Origin of the sequence: Roseburia intestinalis L1-82, from assembly GCF_900537995.1 — a bacterium.
GTDB classification, from domain to species: Bacteria; Bacillota; Clostridia; order Lachnospirales; family Lachnospiraceae; genus Roseburia; species Roseburia intestinalis.
Window position 1 is genome coordinate 3,766,496 of record NZ_LR027880.1, and the last position, 17,258, is coordinate 3,783,753.

14 protein-coding genes are annotated in these 17,258 nt (G+C 43.6%); 2 read left to right on the forward strand and 12 right to left on the reverse strand.

What is annotated here, in order from left to right; all coding sequences use genetic code 11:
- Window positions 1-13: 13 nt before the first annotated feature.
- From RIL182_RS17650 to RIL182_RS17675, 6 genes are all read right to left on the reverse strand, one after another.
- Window positions 14-718, reverse strand: coding sequence for an ABC transporter ATP-binding protein (locus tag RIL182_RS17650; RefSeq protein WP_006856258.1), 705 nt, complete (start codon window positions 716-718; stop codon window positions 14-16).
- A gap of 378 nt (window positions 719-1,096) precedes the next feature.
- A complete protein-coding gene (gene eno, locus RIL182_RS17655) occupies window positions 1,097-2,392 on the reverse strand; it encodes a phosphopyruvate hydratase (protein ID WP_015560170.1) in 1,296 nt (431 codons plus the stop codon).
- Window positions 2,393-2,611: 219 nt separating this feature from the next.
- The gene (locus RIL182_RS17660) at window positions 2,612-3,433 is read right to left on the reverse strand and encodes a hypothetical protein (RefSeq protein ID WP_006856256.1); all 822 of its coding nucleotides are present in this window, start codon (window positions 3,431-3,433) and stop codon (window positions 2,612-2,614) included.
- 312 nt (window positions 3,434-3,745) lie between these two features.
- Window positions 3,746-6,316 carry a glycoside hydrolase family 2 protein gene (locus RIL182_RS17665; protein ID WP_006856255.1) on the reverse strand — a complete coding sequence of 857 codons (2,571 nt, stop codon included), beginning with the start codon at window positions 6,314-6,316 and terminating at the stop codon, window positions 3,746-3,748.
- Window positions 6,303-6,767, reverse strand: coding sequence for a YaiI/YqxD family protein (locus RIL182_RS17670; protein WP_006856254.1), 465 nt, complete (start codon window positions 6,765-6,767; stop codon window positions 6,303-6,305). The genes RIL182_RS17665 and RIL182_RS17670 overlap by 14 nt, the downstream gene beginning before the upstream one ends.
- A 250-nt stretch (window positions 6,768-7,017) precedes the next feature.
- Entirely contained in the window at window positions 7,018-7,320 is a 303-nt protein-coding gene (locus tag RIL182_RS17675) for a hypothetical protein (RefSeq protein ID WP_006856253.1), read from the reverse strand.
- Between the two features lie 127 nt (window positions 7,321-7,447).
- Here RIL182_RS17675 and RIL182_RS17680 point away from each other — a divergent pair, with 127 nt between their 5' ends.
- Both RIL182_RS17680 and RIL182_RS17685 read left to right on the forward strand, forming a co-directional pair.
- Complete coding sequence (locus RIL182_RS17680) at window positions 7,448-8,170, forward strand: TerD family protein (RefSeq protein WP_006856252.1); 723 nt, start codon at window positions 7,448-7,450, stop codon at window positions 8,168-8,170.
- Window positions 8,171-8,201: 31 nt separating this feature from the next.
- Complete coding sequence (locus RIL182_RS17685; protein WP_006856251.1) at window positions 8,202-8,906, forward strand: AIM24 family protein; 705 nt, start codon at window positions 8,202-8,204, stop codon at window positions 8,904-8,906.
- 51 nt (window positions 8,907-8,957) lie between these two features.
- Here RIL182_RS17685 and RIL182_RS17690 read toward each other — a convergent pair whose 3' ends face one another.
- The 6 genes from RIL182_RS17690 to RIL182_RS17715 all read right to left on the reverse strand — a co-directional run bounded on the left by RIL182_RS17690 (window position 8,958) and on the right by RIL182_RS17715 (window position 17,243).
- Window positions 8,958-9,764 carry an HAD hydrolase family protein gene (locus RIL182_RS17690; RefSeq protein ID WP_006856250.1) on the reverse strand — a complete coding sequence of 269 codons (807 nt, stop codon included), beginning with the start codon at window positions 9,762-9,764 and terminating at the stop codon, window positions 8,958-8,960.
- The gene (locus RIL182_RS17695) at window positions 9,761-12,397 is read right to left on the reverse strand and encodes a cation-translocating P-type ATPase (RefSeq protein WP_006856249.1); all 2,637 of its coding nucleotides are present in this window, start codon (window positions 12,395-12,397) and stop codon (window positions 9,761-9,763) included. Before RIL182_RS17695 ends, RIL182_RS17690 begins: the two co-directional genes overlap by 4 nt.
- A gap of 37 nt (window positions 12,398-12,434) precedes the next feature.
- Window positions 12,435-13,049 (reverse strand): TerD family protein, encoded by a 615-nt coding sequence (locus RIL182_RS17700; RefSeq protein ID WP_006856248.1) that lies wholly within the window; start codon window positions 13,047-13,049, stop codon window positions 12,435-12,437.
- Between the two features lie 117 nt (window positions 13,050-13,166).
- The gene (locus RIL182_RS17705; protein ID WP_006856247.1) at window positions 13,167-13,748 is read right to left on the reverse strand and encodes a TerD family protein; all 582 of its coding nucleotides are present in this window, start codon (window positions 13,746-13,748) and stop codon (window positions 13,167-13,169) included.
- 48 nt (window positions 13,749-13,796) lie between these two features.
- The gene (locus tag RIL182_RS17710) at window positions 13,797-14,951 is read right to left on the reverse strand and encodes a toxic anion resistance protein (protein ID WP_006856246.1); all 1,155 of its coding nucleotides are present in this window, start codon (window positions 14,949-14,951) and stop codon (window positions 13,797-13,799) included.
- Window positions 14,952-14,966: 15 nt separating this feature from the next.
- Complete coding sequence (locus RIL182_RS17715) at window positions 14,967-17,243, reverse strand: YceG family protein (protein WP_006856245.1); 2,277 nt, start codon at window positions 17,241-17,243, stop codon at window positions 14,967-14,969.
- Window positions 17,244-17,258: the final 15 nt, after the last annotated feature.

Here is a 17,258-nt window from a genome sequence, read left to right on the forward strand (position 1 = left end):
ATCTCATAACCGTCTACCACTCTATATCTGCAATGTCTACAATGTGTTCATTTTTTTCCATGGAAACGACTGTGCCGCTCTTTACCGTGATGATGCGGTCCGCCATCGCTGTAAGTGCCTGGTTATGCGTGATGACCACGACTGTTTTTCCATTTTCGCGGCAGGTGTCCTGCAATAATTTTAAAACCGCTTTTCCGGTATTATAATCGAGAGCTCCGGTTGGCTCATCGCAGAGCAGAAGTTTCGGGTTTTTTGCAAGCGCACGCGCGATCGCGACACGCTGCTGTTCTCCACCGGAAAGCTGTGCCGGGAAATTTGACAGACGGTCTTTTAACCCGACTTCCTCAAGCACTGTCGGCGCCGGAAGCGGATCTTTACAGATCTGCGCCGCAAGCTCTACATTTTCAAGTGCTGTCAGGTTCTGCACGAGATTGTAAAACTGGAACACAAATCCGATGTCGAAACGCCGGTATGAGGTGAGCTGTTTTTTGTCATAGTTTGAGATTTCCTGTCCGTCTAAGAATACCTGTCCGTTGGTTAAGGTATCCATTCCTCCTAATATATTTAAAATCGTCGTTTTGCCGGCACCGGATGCACCGACGATGACGCAGAATTCTCCTTTTTCGATCTCAAAATTGACGTCATGGAGGGCGGTGATGTCGAGTTCGCCGGTGTGGTAGATTTTGCCGACGTTGGAAAATGTTACGAATGATGGCATGGGTGGTGTCCTCTCTTGTGGGGTGTAGAAACGATAAGGTTTTGTTGGCGGGCCTGCCTGCGGAACTTTACCGTTTCTGCATCTTTGTTGTTCGGTATTGTGTATTGTTGCTATAGCAAGTGTAGACCGTCAGGGATTATTTTGCAAATAAAATGTTTCTAAAAAATCCGGCAGTTCCTTCGATACATCATCCGCAAATCCGCTGACGATCATGGAGCGCGCCTCAGACCATTTTCCGCGCATCCCGCCCGGAGGGCTTTTTAATTCATAGGACGTACTTTCCTATGAATTAAAAAAGAACGCCAAAAGCCATCCCTGACCTTTCGCGTTCTTTCCATGAGATAGAGGAGAAAATAAACTATAATGTGCGTAAATTCCTTATTTTACATTAAATGCACCCATTCCCGGATACACTGCTGCATTTCCAAGTTCTTCCTCTATGCGGAGAAGCTGGTTGTATTTTGCAACACGCTCAGTTCTGCTCGGTGCACCGGTCTTGATCTGGCAGGTATTTAATGCCACTGCAAGATCTGCAATCGTGGTGTCTTCCGTCTCGCCGGAACGGTGGGAAGAAATTGCCGTATAACCTGCTTTGTGAGCCATCTTGATTGCCTCTAAAGTCTCGGATACGGAACCAATCTGATTTAACTTGATCAAAATGGCATTGCCGCAGCCGTTGTCGATACCTTTTTTCAGGCGCTCCGTATTGGTTACAAACAAATCGTCTCCGACAAGCTGTACCTTATCACCAAGTTCTTTGGTCAGAAGTTTCCAGCCTTCCCAGTCTTCCTCGTCAAGTGCATCCTCGATGGAAATGATCGGGTATTTTTCAACCAGTTTCTTCCAGTGTTCGATCAGCTCTGCGGAAGTAAACTCGGTGCCTGCCTTCGGAAGTTTGTAGAATCCTTTTCCTTTTTCGCTCTTCCACTCAGAGGAAGCTGCATCCATGGCGATCCGGAAATCTCTGCCCGGCTCATATCCTGCGTTTTTCACAGCATCTAATATGTACTGGATTGCTTCTTCATCGGATGCAAGATCCGGTGCAAAACCACCCTCATCACCAACAGAGGTTGCAAGTCCCTTGCTCTTTAACAGAGCTGCAAGCGCATGGAACACCTCTGCACACCAGCGGAGTGCCTCTTTAAAACTCGGTGCACCGACCGGCATGATCATGAACTCCTGCACATCTACTGTGTTTGCCGCATGAGCACCACCATTTAAAATATTCATCATCGGAACCGGCAGACGGTTGCCCAAGATGCCGCCTAAGAAACGGTAAAGCGGAATATCCAGTGAGATGGAAGCTGCGCGTGCCGCTGCAATCGACACTGCTAAGATCGCATTTGCTCCCAGTTTTGATTTATCCTTTGTTCCGTCCGCTGCGATCATCGCTGCATCCACTGCATAAATGTCGCTGGCATCCATTCCGACGATCGCATCGTTGATCATTGTATTAATATTTTCAACTGCCTTGGTAACACCTTTGCCAAGATATCTTGACTTATCGCCGTCGCGAAGCTCTAATGCCTCAAATTCTCCGGTCGACGCACCGCTTGGTGCCATTCCCCTTCCAATGGTACCGTCCACTAAATATACTTCAGCTTCCACGGTAGGATTACCTCTGGAGTCTAAAATCTCCCTTCCAATTACTTTTTCAATCTCTAAATAATTCATTCCCGCTGTCTCCTTTTTCTTCGTTTGCAGACAATCCCACCGGAGCAGGAAAGGTAGCAACTTTCCGGTTCCGGAGTCTGCATGATTTACACTATTGTTAGTTTTGTCTAACTATCGTTCAGTATACCGAACATCAATTAAAAAAACAAGAAGAAAAATTGAGACTCTTTCTCACTTTCTCTTCTTGTTTTCTCTGATGATTCAACTTTCCCCACTTCATCAGCTTCCCTTAATTTTAAATCTTGCCGCACAATCTCCCTGTTTTCTGTTACAGATCTCCGCGATCACTTTTACCCAATCATCCGGATAAACCGCAAGCAGTTCTTCGTGCTGCAGATCCAGTTCATGCAGGATCGGTCCTGCAAAATGTTTTTTGTAACGCGCACGATATTTTTCACCCATTTTAAGGGCATATAAAATATGTATCTGCGTTCCGGACGGGTCGATCTGATCCGGCAGCGGTGTAATGAGGTCTGAGTAAAACTGATTTTCGACGCTTCTTTTTGTAATATGGCTCATATCGACATCCGGCGTCTTTATCATATCCATAAACGCTCTGATATAGCCATTGTCCTCCGCCAGCATCTTGTCCATTTTCTTTTTCATGAAAGGAATTTTCATCTCACCATTCGCGATAAACGGATAAAAAACCGGCATCATCAGTTTCGTCATCAGCTTTGCCAAAAACTTTCCCGACTGGTCTAAATCGGAACCACCTAAAATACCATACTCCATGTGGATATTTCCGCGTGCTGCAAGCAGTCCGACAAAAGAACCGCCCAGTGAACAGCCATATGCGGCACAGATATGTCCGCCAAATTCTTTCTTTATATACTGTTCAATTTTTTCCGTTTCCTCCGTCATCGTCGGAAACTCTGTCTGTTCCGTCTCATCAAACCCGTCATAGGAAACGCATGCCACCCTAAAATATTCTTCCAACGGCTCTATTACTTTTCCAAAATTGCCCTTCCAGTGACAACAGGTCCCGGGGAAAAGAAAAATAACCGGTTTTTCTTTCTCACCAAAACAATATACTTTCATAGGATTCCACCTTCTTTAAAATGCTTCTCATTTGTTAGTTACTTCTAACTATTTTTATGATAGCACTTGTATCGGGTGGTGTAAAGTCATTCTGTTTTGGAGTGATTCTTCTGTAACCTCACAGTTACTGTTCACACATACTGTGTGAGCAGTAACGATTACAGCCTATTTTAAATGCATCTTCGATGCATGGGGCTGTAATCTGGCATGATATAGTCTTTGGCGCACAGCTTGACAGCAAGTGTCAAGCTTGCGAGTGAACAGTAACACCTCACATACTTTAGTTTCTGGCTCACAGCCTGACAACAGGTGTCAAGCTTGCGAATAATCCGTAACCCACGAATCGCACAGTGACCGTACCCAGATCTTAGGCATGCCTTCCACGCACTCCGGCAGAATAGCCGTAATCTCATAAGGTTCCTTTCCGGTCAGATGCATAAAATTATCCGACCAGACCAGATCCACATCGCTCTCCACCGAGACAAAAAATGCCGGAACATCTGATTTTAACTGCAGTGTCAACAGATTTCCCTCTCTTTTTGCATCGAACGTGATCTCTGCTTTTTCGATCTGCATATGTTTATACGGTTTTGGCATTTCCACCTGGCGGCTCACAGTTCCATCAGAATGTGTAAATACCGCCTCCACAAAGACCTCGCTTTCTCTGCCCTCTATCACTTCTTTCAAAGATACCGGTTCCATGGCTTCCACGGACAATGGTGCACACTCTGTGCGCTGTGAAGTTTCAAACAGCACTTCCCCACGCATATTTTTCACAAAAACCGTGACATCAGACGACACCTCCTGCATCGTCTCATTTTGCAGATAAGGCGTATAAACAGCATCCGCAGATACCTTTAAACTGCCGAGCACATCCGCATAAAAATGTCTCGAAAAATACTGCAGCGCTTTCCATCTTCCAAAGTAATCGATACTTGCCCAGGATGCGACCGGCCAGTTATCGTTCAACTGCCAGTAAATTGCACCCATGCAGCGTCCCCTGTTTCTGCGCCAGTGCTCCACACCGCTCTTGATTGCGATCGCCTGCAGCACCTGGCTGATATAGATCAGACTCTCAAAATCTTTTGGATATAAAAAGTTCTCCGCAATGTAATGCAGGATCTTCGCATTTGCAGAACCGTTTTTCTGATGACTTTCCATAACTTCTGAAAAGATATTGCGATCCTTAGGCAGGGTAAATGTGTCGATCGTCTTTTTGCATGGAAACGACTGGAATCCAAATTCCGAACAGAATCTGAAATAGTAATTTTCATAGTCGGAAAACGGCTTTTCTCCATGCCATACATCCCAGTAATGACGATCCCCGACATCATCACTGTCCGGGTCTTTAAAATTACCGCCGGATGACGGAGACGACGGCCAGTAAAACGTCACATCATCCTCGCTCTTTAAGGCTTCCGGGATCAGTTTTTCAAACATGGTCAGGTAATCCTGTTTTAACGTATCCGAATGATCATTAAAACCGCCCCAGTGGTCCCATGCTGATTCCATCTCATTGTTACCGCACCAGAGTCCAAGACTTGCATGATGTCTCAACCTTCCCGCATTATCCTTCGTTTCTTCTATAATGCTCTCCCGCAGTTTCTCCGTCAGCTCATAGACATTGCAGGCATACATAAAATCCTGCCATACGATCAGACCATGTTCATCACAGTAATCATAGAAAACATCCGCCGGATAATAACCGCCGCCCCAGATGCGGATGCAGTTAAAATGACATGCCACTGCCGTATCTAACAACTCATAAATGCGCTCCGGAGTAATTTTTGAATAAATACAGTCTTCCGGAATATAGTCTGCACCTTTTGCAAAAATCTTTACCCCATTGATGCAAAAAGCAAATTCCTCGCCCCATGCATCCTTTTCCTGGCTGACCGTCAATGTGCGCAGACCAATGCGCAGTTCTTTTGCATCCAGAAATTCTCCGCCCAGAAAAAGTTCCGCACGCACCGTATACAGCGGCTGTGCACCGTATCCGTTCGGCCACCAGAGTTTCGGATCTTCAACCAGACATTTTCCATCCGAAAAAGAAATCTGTTTTCCATCCGGTGTCTGCAGCGTGATTTTTACCTCAAGATTATCTGCATTCTCTGCCAGTGTCGAATCATTGTTTCCCACACTTTCTTTCAATATCCGGGCATTACTTTCCGCACTCTGTGGCAATACCAGATACTCAGCTTCCGCAATTTCACCGTCCTGTGCCTTTTCCGGCAACATCACTTTTGTTTCTGCCGACAGAAAAACTTTTCCATCTATGTGTTCCTGTCTGATATGCAGATCAGACAGTTCTGCCTTCTCATAGCTGTCAATAAAAATATCACGCCAGATCCCCATATCCGGTAACTGTGGACCCCAGTCCCAGCCAAACATGGAATGTGCTTTCCGGATATACTGATTTCCTTCCATCGCACCGCATGCCGTGTAATGAATCTCTTTTCCCGCTGCCGGCACATGTTCGTTTACATATGCGATTGCAGAATGGATTTTCACTGTGATATTGTTTGTCCCGTTTTTCAGGACATTTGTGCACAGAATCCGATAACGAAGGTGCATGTTATCCACATGCTTTATCAGCATGCCGTTGATAAAAATATCTGCCACCGTGTCGATTCCGTCACAGCAGAGTGCATACACTCTTCCCTCTTCTTTTTTCAGTTCAAATTCCCTTGAAAAAATAAAATCATTTTTCAGCAGCTCTCTTGTCGGGTACTCATTCATCCGGTAAAATGGATCTTCAAGTAAACCGTGTTCTGTCAGTCCGGAAAGTACCGAACCCGGAATCTCCACCGGGCAGAGCAGTGTTTCATCCGCTTTTTTTAACTGCCAGGTACCATTTAAATAAAATTTTTCATGTTGTGCCATAAATATTCTCCATTCCCTTTCGAATCATTTTTTCAAAACTTTCCCGGAAATGCATATCATCCTCCGTGTTTCTCTTTTTTGGTCCTTTCAGATGATTCTTCCCGGATGCCCGCCTCGCCTTTTTATTCATATGGCGCTCTAACAGCATCCGGTCGATGTTATCATCCGTGTACCACCTTCCGGACTGATGGATCGCAAATGCACCTTTTCCAAGTGCCATCGCCGCTACCCCATAATCCTGTGTCACAATGATATCTCCCTTCCGGCATAAATTAACCAGCGCAAAATCCACCGCATCTGCCCCGGCACCAATGATCTTTACTTCACTGTAATCAGAATACAAAACGTGGTTCGTGTCACATAACAGCGTCACCGGTATCTTATATTTGATTGCAAGTTCTTCCACGATTCCCACCACCGGGCAGGCATCCGCATCCACATAGATCTGCATAAATTCTCCATTCCTGCATTTTTATTCATCATAATAAAATGATCTGTCAAACATACATTCCATTATTTGTATCTCAAATTCCTGTATGCCATAGAAGCTGTTTGTTCTGCTTACCAGTTGTATTATAACAAGGATCTTCTATAATTTCCAAATAAATCCGATTAAAAAAATTAGGGAAGCCCATCCGACCTCCCTAACTTATTTCTCATATAAAATGTTTGATTTCTATTTCCTGTTTTTCGATCAATAATTACTTATTTGTCTTCAGTTTATATGTTTTTCCGAATTCGCCATAATATTTTTTAGAACCTGATTTCACAAATCCACGAACGCGGAACTTATACGTTGTCCCCTTCTTTAACTGTATAATGTTTGCAGATGAAAAATCAGATGCTACCGTCTTTACTTTATTCGGGAGTACAATAACAGTTATATTGCTGGTTACACCTTGTGATTTTACGGAAATCTTACAGCTTCCCGGCGCTACTGCAACGATTTTTCCTTTTGATGAAACCTTTGCAACCGATGTTTTTGTTGACTTATATGTCAACATTTCGCAATTTGACACCTCTATCAGAATCACTTAAAATGAAATCCAGAGACTTATTAATTCATAACAATAGATTTGCCCGCGAAGCGTACATTCTATTATTTTACTAAACGATAAGGGGTTTTTTATTATGGTAGATATTCCAATGAGATCCTCTGCTCCCGTCACCAGACAGACCGTTCTTTCCATCAACGAACGCAAAGTTGAGGGGGCAAAAACAACACGAACCATCACTTCGATCAACCACACGTCATCTCAGGCAGTATCAAACGCATCCACACCGGCGTCAAAACCTTTACCTCCACTGGTACATATGGTGCAAAAAGGTCAGAAAACACCGCTGGAGAATTCCGGGAAGCTCACTTCTATAAAGGCATGCCTTGGATGGAATGTCAAAAATCCTGCCTGTGATGTGGATGTATCCGCATTTTTGCTCGGCTCATCCGGTAAAGTGATCGGTGATTCCTGGTTTGTCTTTTACGGGCAGACCGAAAGCCCGGATCACAGCACGGTTTTCCACGCTGACGGCGGCGCAGACCGCGAGATCATTTCCGTGGATTTTACCAGATTAGATCCATCCGTTGCCAGAATCGTATTTGTGCTGACGATCAATGAAGCATTTGAAAAAAATCTGAATTTCGGAATGCTTGAGGATGCGTATATCCGTATTATGGATCCTGCCGGCACCGAGCTGGTCAGCTTTAAAATGGATGAATACTATACGAACGTGACATCCATGATGATCGGTGAACTGTATCTGCATAACGGCGCATGGAAATTTAATGCCATCGGAAACGGCGTGGCAAAAGATCTCGCAGGACTGTGCAGTTTGTACGGCGTTCAGGTTATTTAAACAAAGGATTATATTTTGGAGGAAATTTGTTATGTTAACATTTGAAACAGTAAACGAACTTACTTTAAAGGTTACCTGCACTGGCAGTGATGTACTCTTTACAAAAGCAGGTGCATTTATCGCCGGAGAAAATGCCGGTGGAAAGAATTACAAATTTGAAAAAGTCTTGCTTGGACCGCAGAATAATATCGGGCAGGCTCTGCTTGGTCAGCTTGCACGAAGAGTGACCGGAGAAAATCTCCCACTTATGAAGGTAACTTTAAATGGTGATTCTGTTACATATTACGCAAATTATGGTCAGCATGTTGTGGTCTATCACTTAGAGCAGGGGGAAACTATCTCAGTGGAATCCGAAAATATTCTCGCTTTCTCCCAGGATTGTGATTACAGTGTCCGTTTTATCGGTGTCGGTGTGCTTTCCCAGAAAGGTCTTGCAACTTCCACTCTGATTGCACGTGGAAAAGATGCATATGTTGCTGTGCTTTGTGACGGCAACCCGATCGTTTTAAGCAATGTGATGTCTCAGGATACGATCTCTGTTGATCCGGACGCTGTTGTATGCTGGGTTGGAAATGGACATTGTGATCCGCAGGTGACGGCTGATATTTCGTGGAAAACGTTTATCGGACAGGCTTCCGGGGAGTCTTACCAGTTTGAGTGGCATGGGAATTGTCCGGTTACAGTGATTATTCAGCCTTCGGAGAGGAAGGGCGGAATCAGTGTGAGTATGGATTAGTGGCTGGCACTTTACCTCACATACCAAAAACGGAGTCTGTTGCAAATGGTATTATCCTGTATGAATAATACCTGCTGCAACAGACTCCGTTTTTATTTTTAGAACTTTTTCTAATAGGGCATCGGAAAATATTTTTTTAGATGTCATTTCATCTATTTTTTTCCGGGCTCCGGATGTTTTCGGGATTTCATATTTTTGTATGAATCCCGATGGGACAAGTCCGCGGTCGGCGGTCGATAGCATGGGGATATCAAAGGTGCTGTCTCCGGCTGCAATTACGAACTCTGGTTTTAGTTTTTCTCTGAGTCGGTCTACTGCCATTCCTTTATTCAGGGTTTGCGGTACTACATATACTTTTTCACCGTTGGAAAATACATCTACATATTTTGTATCGAGAGATGTTTTTAAATCATTTACAACTGTTTCGGGATCATTGCATTTTGTAAAGATAAACAGCTTTTCAATGTATCGGAGTTCAAATTTTCTGCGTGGTTCCCGCTCTAACAGTTCCATGGCAAGGTTCATTTCTTCCCTGCTATCCGACACCAGATGCAGGGAGTCCTGATACCATGCTTCATCCGGCACACCATTTATCAGAAGAACACCACCGTTGCAGACCAATGCATATGGAAATGGTCCGATTTCCAGATCAATGCGCTGATATTGTTCCAACGTCCTAGTGGTCGTTGGAACAATGAGCATTTCATTTTTTACGAGCTGCAGGAGATGATATGTTTCCTCTGTGATGTAAGATATTTCTCTTCCCTGATAGAGTTCCACATTTCGCTTCCGCGGCCCGATGTCATGTTTATAGGAATAGATGAGTGTATTATCCAAATCGGTATGAAAGGCGATCATTTTTTCGAAACAATGGCTTTTCTTACCATATCAACCGGGATAATGAGCACTGCTAACAGCATGGAAACAAATAATGCTTTTGCATTCAATGTCGTTGTGCTGAATACCTGACCACCAATCTCAATGATGATGGTCTGAAGTATAAAGATCACACCCATAACAATGATAAAATTCTTGTTCTCTTCAATGTGTTCAAATACATTAAATCTCTCAGATCTGGTATTTAAGCTGTTAAAAATGATTGAATAAATGAAAAAAGCAAACATAAATGTTTTTTCATATAATTCCGGATCCGCGCAGCCTGCCGGTGTTACAAAATCTGTAATCCCACCAATGTTTTCCAGGATCAGGATGGAGCCAAGTGTGATAAATACAGAGCTTGTTCCGATTGCAGATTTAATATAAGTTGTTAAAATGTTATCTTTTCTGAGTGCCGGTTTTTCATTCATGTATCGGTCGAGAATCGGCTCTCCGCCAAATGCCATGGCTGCCAAAGTATCCATGATCAGATTGATCCATAAAATCTGGACAATGGAGAATGGCTCGGTCCATCCCAGGATCGGCGCAATAATGTTCATCAACAGGGTACTGATATTGACGGTCAGCTGGAAGATTAAGAATTTACCAACTGATTTTGACATTGTTCTACTGTTCAATACGCAGTCCTTAATGGAAGTCAAACTGTTATTTAAGATGACAACGTCACCTGCCTCCTGGGCAACTGCTGTACCGTCTCCCATGGCAAATCCGATATCTGCCTGTTTTAATGCCGGTGCATCATTAACACCGTCTCCGGTCATACCGCAGACATTATCAAGCTGCTGTGAAATAGAAACAAGTCTCTTTTTATCAAGCGGTTTTGCCCTGCTCACCACGCGGAGATTCGGAAGTTTTTTCTTTAACTCTTCATCTGACATCTGCTCTAACTCTTCATGTGTGAGAACAACATCGTTCTGCTCGTCTTTTAAGATACCAGCTTCCTTTGCGATGGCAACTGCTGTTTCCTCCGCATCACCGGTTACCATGACAACCTGGATACCGGCATTGTTTAAAATCTCAACGGTCTCAACCGCATCGGTTCTTACGTTATCTCTTAAGCAGAGCACTGCCATCAGAACTGTTTTTCCATCTGCGATTTTGGCAACAGAAAGCAATTTCATCGTTCTCTTTGCCTGGGCGAGCATCTGATCTTCCACAGCTTTTTTATCTGCTGCAGTAAATTCTTTTTCTTCACCGGATGGAAGCATATAATGTGTTACTTTATCAATGATGTTTTCGGTTGCACCTTTCCAGTAAACCAGTCCGTTTTTCAATGTAACGGTAGCGCATTTCTTTTCCGAATCAAATCCGCTGATGTCAGCGACTTTATCCGGATCGTTTTTCGAATCATCATAACCATGCTCTAGGGCATATCCCAAAAGAGCCCTGTCCATGTTATTACTTCCGATTGGCTTTCCTTCGGATACTTTTGCAAGGTTGTTTAATGTAATTGCCTCGATAAATTCCTGATTCGGAATGTTCTCTGCGATCTTACCGTCACCGGTGATAAATTCTACCAAAGATAAGTTACCCTGTGTGATCGTTCCTGTTTTATCACTGAATAAAACATTCATATACGCAGAATCGGAAAATGCTGCCTTGTGGCTGACAAGAATATTTTTCTTGTACATGGACTCTGTGTTCATGGACTGCACCAGACTGTTCATCATCGGAAGACCTTCCGGCACTGCCATGATAACGATAGATGCCATCAACATAACTGCCTCTGCAACCAAAAGCAGAACATAAACAACTGTGATTGGTTCATCCGTACGGATCAGGTTCAGTACAACATCTAATACGCCTGCAATGGCAGCCGCGGACACACCAAGTTTACCGATACCGGCAGCTACCACTTCCAGTTTCAGGCTTGAAGTATCTTTTCTCTCGTCCTCTTCATTATCATCCGTCAGAGCCTTGTTGATCTTTCCAAGCTCGGATGCATCACCGATGACGGTTGCAACCATATACCCTTCACCGGAGGTCACTACTGATCCCATAAATACTTTGTTTGCAGATGCATAATCTGTAGATTCCGCTTCATCAAGATTATCAGCAGCCGTTTTATTCTCATCTCTTGACTCACCGTTTAATGCAGCCTGTGAAACTTTGATGTGTCCTTCAAATAACACACCGTCGGTCGGCACCTTATCACCAGCCTGAACGAGGATCGTATCACCTTTTACAATCTCACTGGTAAGGATATTGACCAGTTTTCCATTTCTCATGACTTTTGCATAAGTCTTGTTGTATTCTTCCTGTAATGCCTCACTTCTGGAACTGTTGCGGTACTCGGATAATGTACTGAATCCGGTTGCCAGTGCGATTGCTAAAACAATACTTATAATCTCAACAACATCGTTTTCTCCTGCTAATGCCGGTACAAACACACCGATAACAGAAATGACGATTTTCATGACCAGTGCTGCACATAATACTTTGATCCAAATGTCATCAAATGCTCCGATGAACATCGACCACAGTGATTCTGTCTCTTTTTTTGCAAGAGCGTTTGTTCCAAAATCCTGTTTGCTCTTGTTTACTTGTGAGTCTGACAGACCTCTCATAAGCTCTTCTTTATTTATGTTACTCATTTTGGGTAGTTAACCTCCTCTAATGTATCAATCTTTTTTATACAAATCTTCTGCTCAGTTCTCCCAGTCCCGGGTCATTTGTACCCTGGCCAACAGCGCTAAACTTCCATTCTCCGTTATGTCTGTACACTTCTCCAAATATCATTGCCGTCATACCGGAATAATTTTCAGTCAGGTTGTACTTGCACATTTCATTATTGTTTCTTGCATCAACTAAACGGATGAATGCATTCTCAATCATGCCAAAATGCTGATGTCTCTGAACCGCCTGATAAATATTTACAACGATTACGATTTTGTCATACTCCTGTGGTACTTTTGCAAGGTCGATCACGATCTGCTCGTCATCTCCATCACCGGCTCCTGTCAGGTTGTCTCCCTGATGATTTACGGTACCTGATTTATGGTGCAAATTACCAAAATAAACGATGTCTGATTTATCCACCAGTTTTCCATTCTTTAACATCAGTGCGGATGCATCACAGTCGATCGGCTGCTGCTTTGATCCGCCCCCGAATAAAGCACTTAAGAATCCACCTCCGGATGAATACTGCTGCACTTCATCCCATCCAAGACCGACAATAATCTTTGACAATCCTGCGTTATCTTTTGACAGACTGACCTTCTGTCCTTTCTGTAAACTAATTGACATTATAATCCTCCTTGTTTTGCGGAGCAAAATGCGAACCCCCTGGTGAGCAGAGGATTTTACTCCTTGTTTTGCGGAGCAAAATGCGAACCCTCTGGTGAGCAGAGGATTTTACTCCTCTTATGCCACTTCAATTCCATAGTGTCCGCAAAGTGCTGCGAGTCCGCCCTGGAAGCCGCTTCCGATCGCATTAAATTTCCATTCGCCGTTATGTCTGTATAATTCACCGACAACGACTGCTGTCTCAATGGAGAAATCCTCTCCTAAGTCATAGCGGATCATTTCTTTTCCGGTTGTCTCATCCACCAGACGAATGAAAGAATTAGATACCTGTCCAAAATTCTGGCGTCTTGCCTCCGCCTCATAGATCGTTACGGTAAATGCAATTCTCTCAATGTTTGCCGGTACTTTGGAAAGATCGATCTGGATCTGCTCGTCATCGCCTTCTCCCTCTCCGGTTAAGTTATCGCCCATATGTTTTACAGACTCGCTCGGATGAGCCAGATTTCCATAAAATACAAATTCTTTGTCTGTCGGGCACTTTCCATCTGCTCCCAGCATAAATGCTGCTGCATCCAGGTCAAAATCTACACCGGAATCAAATGCATTGACATCCCAGCCAAGACCAACCATGATATTTTTCAGTCCCGGATTTCCTTTTGTTAAATCTACTTTCTGTCCTTTTGATAAATTAATTGGCATAGTATTACCCTCCTTAGAATAAATGAATCTATAGTTATTAGAAATAACTTACTTGTTTGCCGGCGGCATATGATACTGTCTGTTGAAATCCGCCTTGATCGCCTCAAGTCTTGCCTGATCTTCCACACGTTTCTTTCTGCAGTCTTCCTGAATTCTTTTCGTTTCTTCAATACCACTGGTAATCGTTCTCCAGGTCGTCTCAAGTGTTTCAATCTGGATTGAGCTTCCGGATGCCATCTTAGCGGTAGCCTTGGAAACTTCCACAGTATTCTGTGCATTTTTAATCAGCATCTCGTTGGTCTTCTTATCCAGAGCAGACATTGCTTCTGCCTGAATGCGCTGGCGTTTCAGCAGAATTGCCTGTGCAAGTGCCTGTTTGAATACCGGAAGTGTTACAATAAATGCGGAGTTAATTTTTCTGACCAAATTATAGTTGCTGAACTCCATCGTTTTGATCATCGGAATGGACTGCATTGCAACGTTTTCTGCTGTCCGAAGATCCTGTGTACGCTGTTCCATCATCATCAGTGCCTGATTTAAGCTGGTAAGTTCAAACTGGATCGACTCGTCTCCGGTAGCCGCCATATCCTGCTGTCTCTTTGCAATGTAATCTTCAATCTCTTTACATGCCTGCTCTCCGGCAAGAATGTATTTCACAAGTTCATGATAATAATTTACATTTGCCTCAAACATCGTATTTAATTTACGGTTTGACTGTTTGATCTCTGATTCATAGCCTTTGAGCTGAACATAGATCTTGTCGACTTCCTCGCCCATCGTGTGATATTTTGCAAGGATCTTGTCGAGCTGTTTTTTCATATTTCCAAATAATTTTCCAAACAGTCCCGGATTTTCCCTGATCTCGTCAATATCAAACTGATCCATGATCTTTGCCAATGTTTTTAACATTTCGCTGGTATCATCAAGCTGTGACATATTCATGCTGTTTAACACGACATCCGATGCTTTCGAAATTTCTTCTGCAACCTCCGCTCCAAATGTGACGATTGTCTCAAGATTGTTGACCTCAATCGTACTGACGATCCGGTCAACCTCATCCGAATTGACCAGTTCTGAATTCATTTTTTCCCTGTCGGCAACAATGTCATACTGTTCCACAACAGCGATCTCATCTTTTGTGTCCGGTACCACTGTGGCTGCAGGTGCTGCCGCAGTCGTTGTTTTGCTAAAATCAAGTCCCATACGATTCCTCCATTTCTAATTACCTCTCTTAAAAAATTTATCCCGCCAGGTGTGGCGTGTATTATTAAATGAAATACTATTCAGGTCAGGGACTTGCAGATCATATTTATATTCCCCTATCTGGTGTTCTTCCATTAGCTGCCCGTTAAAATATTTTTCAATACTCTGATATCCCGTCGGCACAAAAAATACAATATCAAATCCCATCAGATGCAAAAATACTGTCAGGATCGAGTCTTCCAGTGAAATGACCGTCTCCGATGTATTGATATAAATCAGTTTCGGATTTTTCTGGGTAAGATCAAATTTCTGGATCAGTCTTACGATATCTTTCGGCAGATTTAACACCTGCGCAATCACGGTGTATTCCATACCATTTTCCCCGATTCCTTTGATCCGTTTCTGATCGATCAGAAGCTGCATCTTATCAAGTATCATCTCCTGAATATCTTCCCGCAAGATACCGTACGGGTATTTTGGATGTGCCTTGATCTTATTCCGCTGCAGTTTTCCATTTTTGAAAAATTCAGCAGCATACATTTTCATCGGATTCGGTGCCATCGGCTCTATATAAGGCGCTCTTTTTATCACGACTGTATCTTCCGTGACCAGTTCTTTTACGGATGTCCAGTAGCCAGCGGTATGTCCGTCTTTGACTCCGGAAACTTTTGCAAAAATGACCGGTATGTTCACGACACCATCGACCACGCTGAAATCCGGCCGGTATTTTAATTCCTGATCCCACAGGATCTTAATCTCCTCGTACATGGTCTGCAGACTGATAATGTTCGCCTTTCCATACTGCATGTTCCGGTACATGCCGGTATCCTGATACATTAACGTATCCAGTTCCCTCTCCGCATGGTAGGCAACCGTTCCCATTTTGACCTGGGAACTCTCCTCCGGGTACCTGTCCATGGTAAGGCTTTCCTCATAATTCAGTTCATACAACAGCGGATCCGTAAGCTGGCATGGTATATTCCGGTTCGGACAAAGGATCACCACATCGACCGGCAGCCTTGCTAAAAACCTGAGAAACAACGCTTCATTTTCATTCTGGCACCCGCCCATATGGATAAAACATCCGATCTCCGGCATCTTCCAATTGGAAAATAAAAACGGCAGATACCTTTTCAGCCAGCACAACAGGTAAACCGCCTTGCTGGTGAGCCTGTTTAAATTATCGCCTTCTTTGCCTGATTCTGCAAGAAGAATATCCACAAATGTTTTGTGCATGATCTTTTGCAATTCTAAATTTGCCGGATACTTTATATTCGTGGAAAGATCCATGATAAGCTGATCTGTTTTTGCATAATTTCTGCGCCGGATCTCTGCGATTTCATCCGGTGTCGGTCTTTCGATCTCCCCGTTTACGATCACCATCTTCCGCCCGGCATTTTTCAGTTCAAGCTGCAGCTGAAACAATTCGTTCGCATATGTCAGCTTGTCCTCTGCACCGTTGATCCGGTAAAAACAGTTATAAAAGAAGCGGGGATCTGTTCCTCTGGTCAACACACTCTTTTTGATATCTTCAAATCCTTTTCCATCAATCCATGCATTGGTACAGTTATTGACAGAAGGCAGACTTCCATACAGCCGTTCCTTTTCAAAATCATTTTGTATTGCCTCCCGGACTTTCTTTAAGCAATATCCTTCCGGGAAAGCTGTCATCCTCTCCATTTGCAGATCATCTGATAAAACGGAAGCGGGATCTGATTTCAGATATCCGGCATCACCATGATACTGCAGCAGCACCACATCACTCCCGGCATTGGACAGGATCGATATCAGCATCAGTTCGTAATTACTGATATCCCCCTCATAAAGGATCTTGGGCAGTTCATTTGCCCCAAGCTGGTTTACAATCCGTTCAAATTTGTAGTACAGCCAGCACATAAACTTAATATATGCATTTTTCAACATATTTTCTGTTTTTCCATTCCGCCTCATGGTATCAAGCGAGTCATAGATCGAATCTGCCACATTCTGTCTTTGCAGATCGTTCATGCGCGGAAGCCATTTTTTTAAACCATTCGATATAAATGACGGATCCATCTGAAAATCCATCCCCATGATCTCAGAATAATACGCAAGGTTCTTCTCATCGGGATTTGGGATCTTTCCCTCGATCACCACACCCGCTCTTCTTGCCGTATCATAATATTTTTTTATAAAGTCCCCGATTTTTTCCGTGTATCCATTGATCCGGTAAAAATACACCTCTCTGCTCTGTCTTCCGTTTAGATCGACAAAGTAATCATCAAGGCTGCGAATCTTTTTGTGTTCTAACATAGCGCATTCTCACCT

What these genes read in the sequence shown, in the direction of transcription:
- RIL182_RS17675 (WP_006856253.1), bottom strand. Translation starts at nt 7,320, where the DNA reads ATGTTGACATATAAGTCAACAAAAACATCGGTTGCAAAGGTTTCATCA.
- RIL182_RS17715 (WP_006856245.1), bottom strand. Translation starts at nt 17,243, where the DNA reads ATGTTAGAACACAAAAAGATTCGCAGCCTTGATGATTACTTTGTCGAT.
- RIL182_RS17685 (WP_006856251.1), top strand. Translation starts at nt 8,202, where the DNA reads ATGTTAACATTTGAAACAGTAAACGAACTTACTTTAAAGGTTACCTGC.
- RIL182_RS17710 (WP_006856246.1), bottom strand. Translation starts at nt 14,951, where the DNA reads ATGGGACTTGATTTTAGCAAAACAACGACTGCGGCAGCACCTGCAGCC.
- RIL182_RS17665 (WP_006856255.1), bottom strand. Translation starts at nt 6,316, where the DNA reads ATGGCACAACATGAAAAATTTTATTTAAATGGTACCTGGCAGTTAAAA.
- RIL182_RS17670 (WP_006856254.1), bottom strand. Translation starts at nt 6,767, where the DNA reads ATGCAGATCTATGTGGATGCGGATGCCTGCCCGGTGGTGGGAATCGTG.
- RIL182_RS17690 (WP_006856250.1), bottom strand. Translation starts at nt 9,764, where the DNA reads ATGATCGCCTTTCATACCGATTTGGATAATACACTCATCTATTCCTAT.
- eno (WP_015560170.1), bottom strand. Translation starts at nt 2,392, where the DNA reads ATGAATTATTTAGAGATTGAAAAAGTAATTGGAAGGGAGATTTTAGAC.
- RIL182_RS17695 (WP_006856249.1), bottom strand. Translation starts at nt 12,397, where the DNA reads ATGAGTAACATAAATAAAGAAGAGCTTATGAGAGGTCTGTCAGACTCA.
- RIL182_RS17680 (WP_006856252.1), top strand. Translation starts at nt 7,448, where the DNA reads ATGGTAGATATTCCAATGAGATCCTCTGCTCCCGTCACCAGACAGACC.
- RIL182_RS17705 (WP_006856247.1), bottom strand. Translation starts at nt 13,748, where the DNA reads ATGCCAATTAATTTATCAAAAGGACAGAAAGTAGATTTAACAAAAGGA.
- RIL182_RS17700 (WP_006856248.1), bottom strand. Translation starts at nt 13,049, where the DNA reads ATGTCAATTAGTTTACAGAAAGGACAGAAGGTCAGTCTGTCAAAAGAT.
- RIL182_RS17660 (WP_006856256.1), bottom strand. Translation starts at nt 3,433, where the DNA reads ATGAAAGTATATTGTTTTGGTGAGAAAGAAAAACCGGTTATTTTTCTT.
- RIL182_RS17650 (WP_006856258.1), bottom strand. Translation starts at nt 718, where the DNA reads ATGCCATCATTCGTAACATTTTCCAACGTCGGCAAAATCTACCACACC.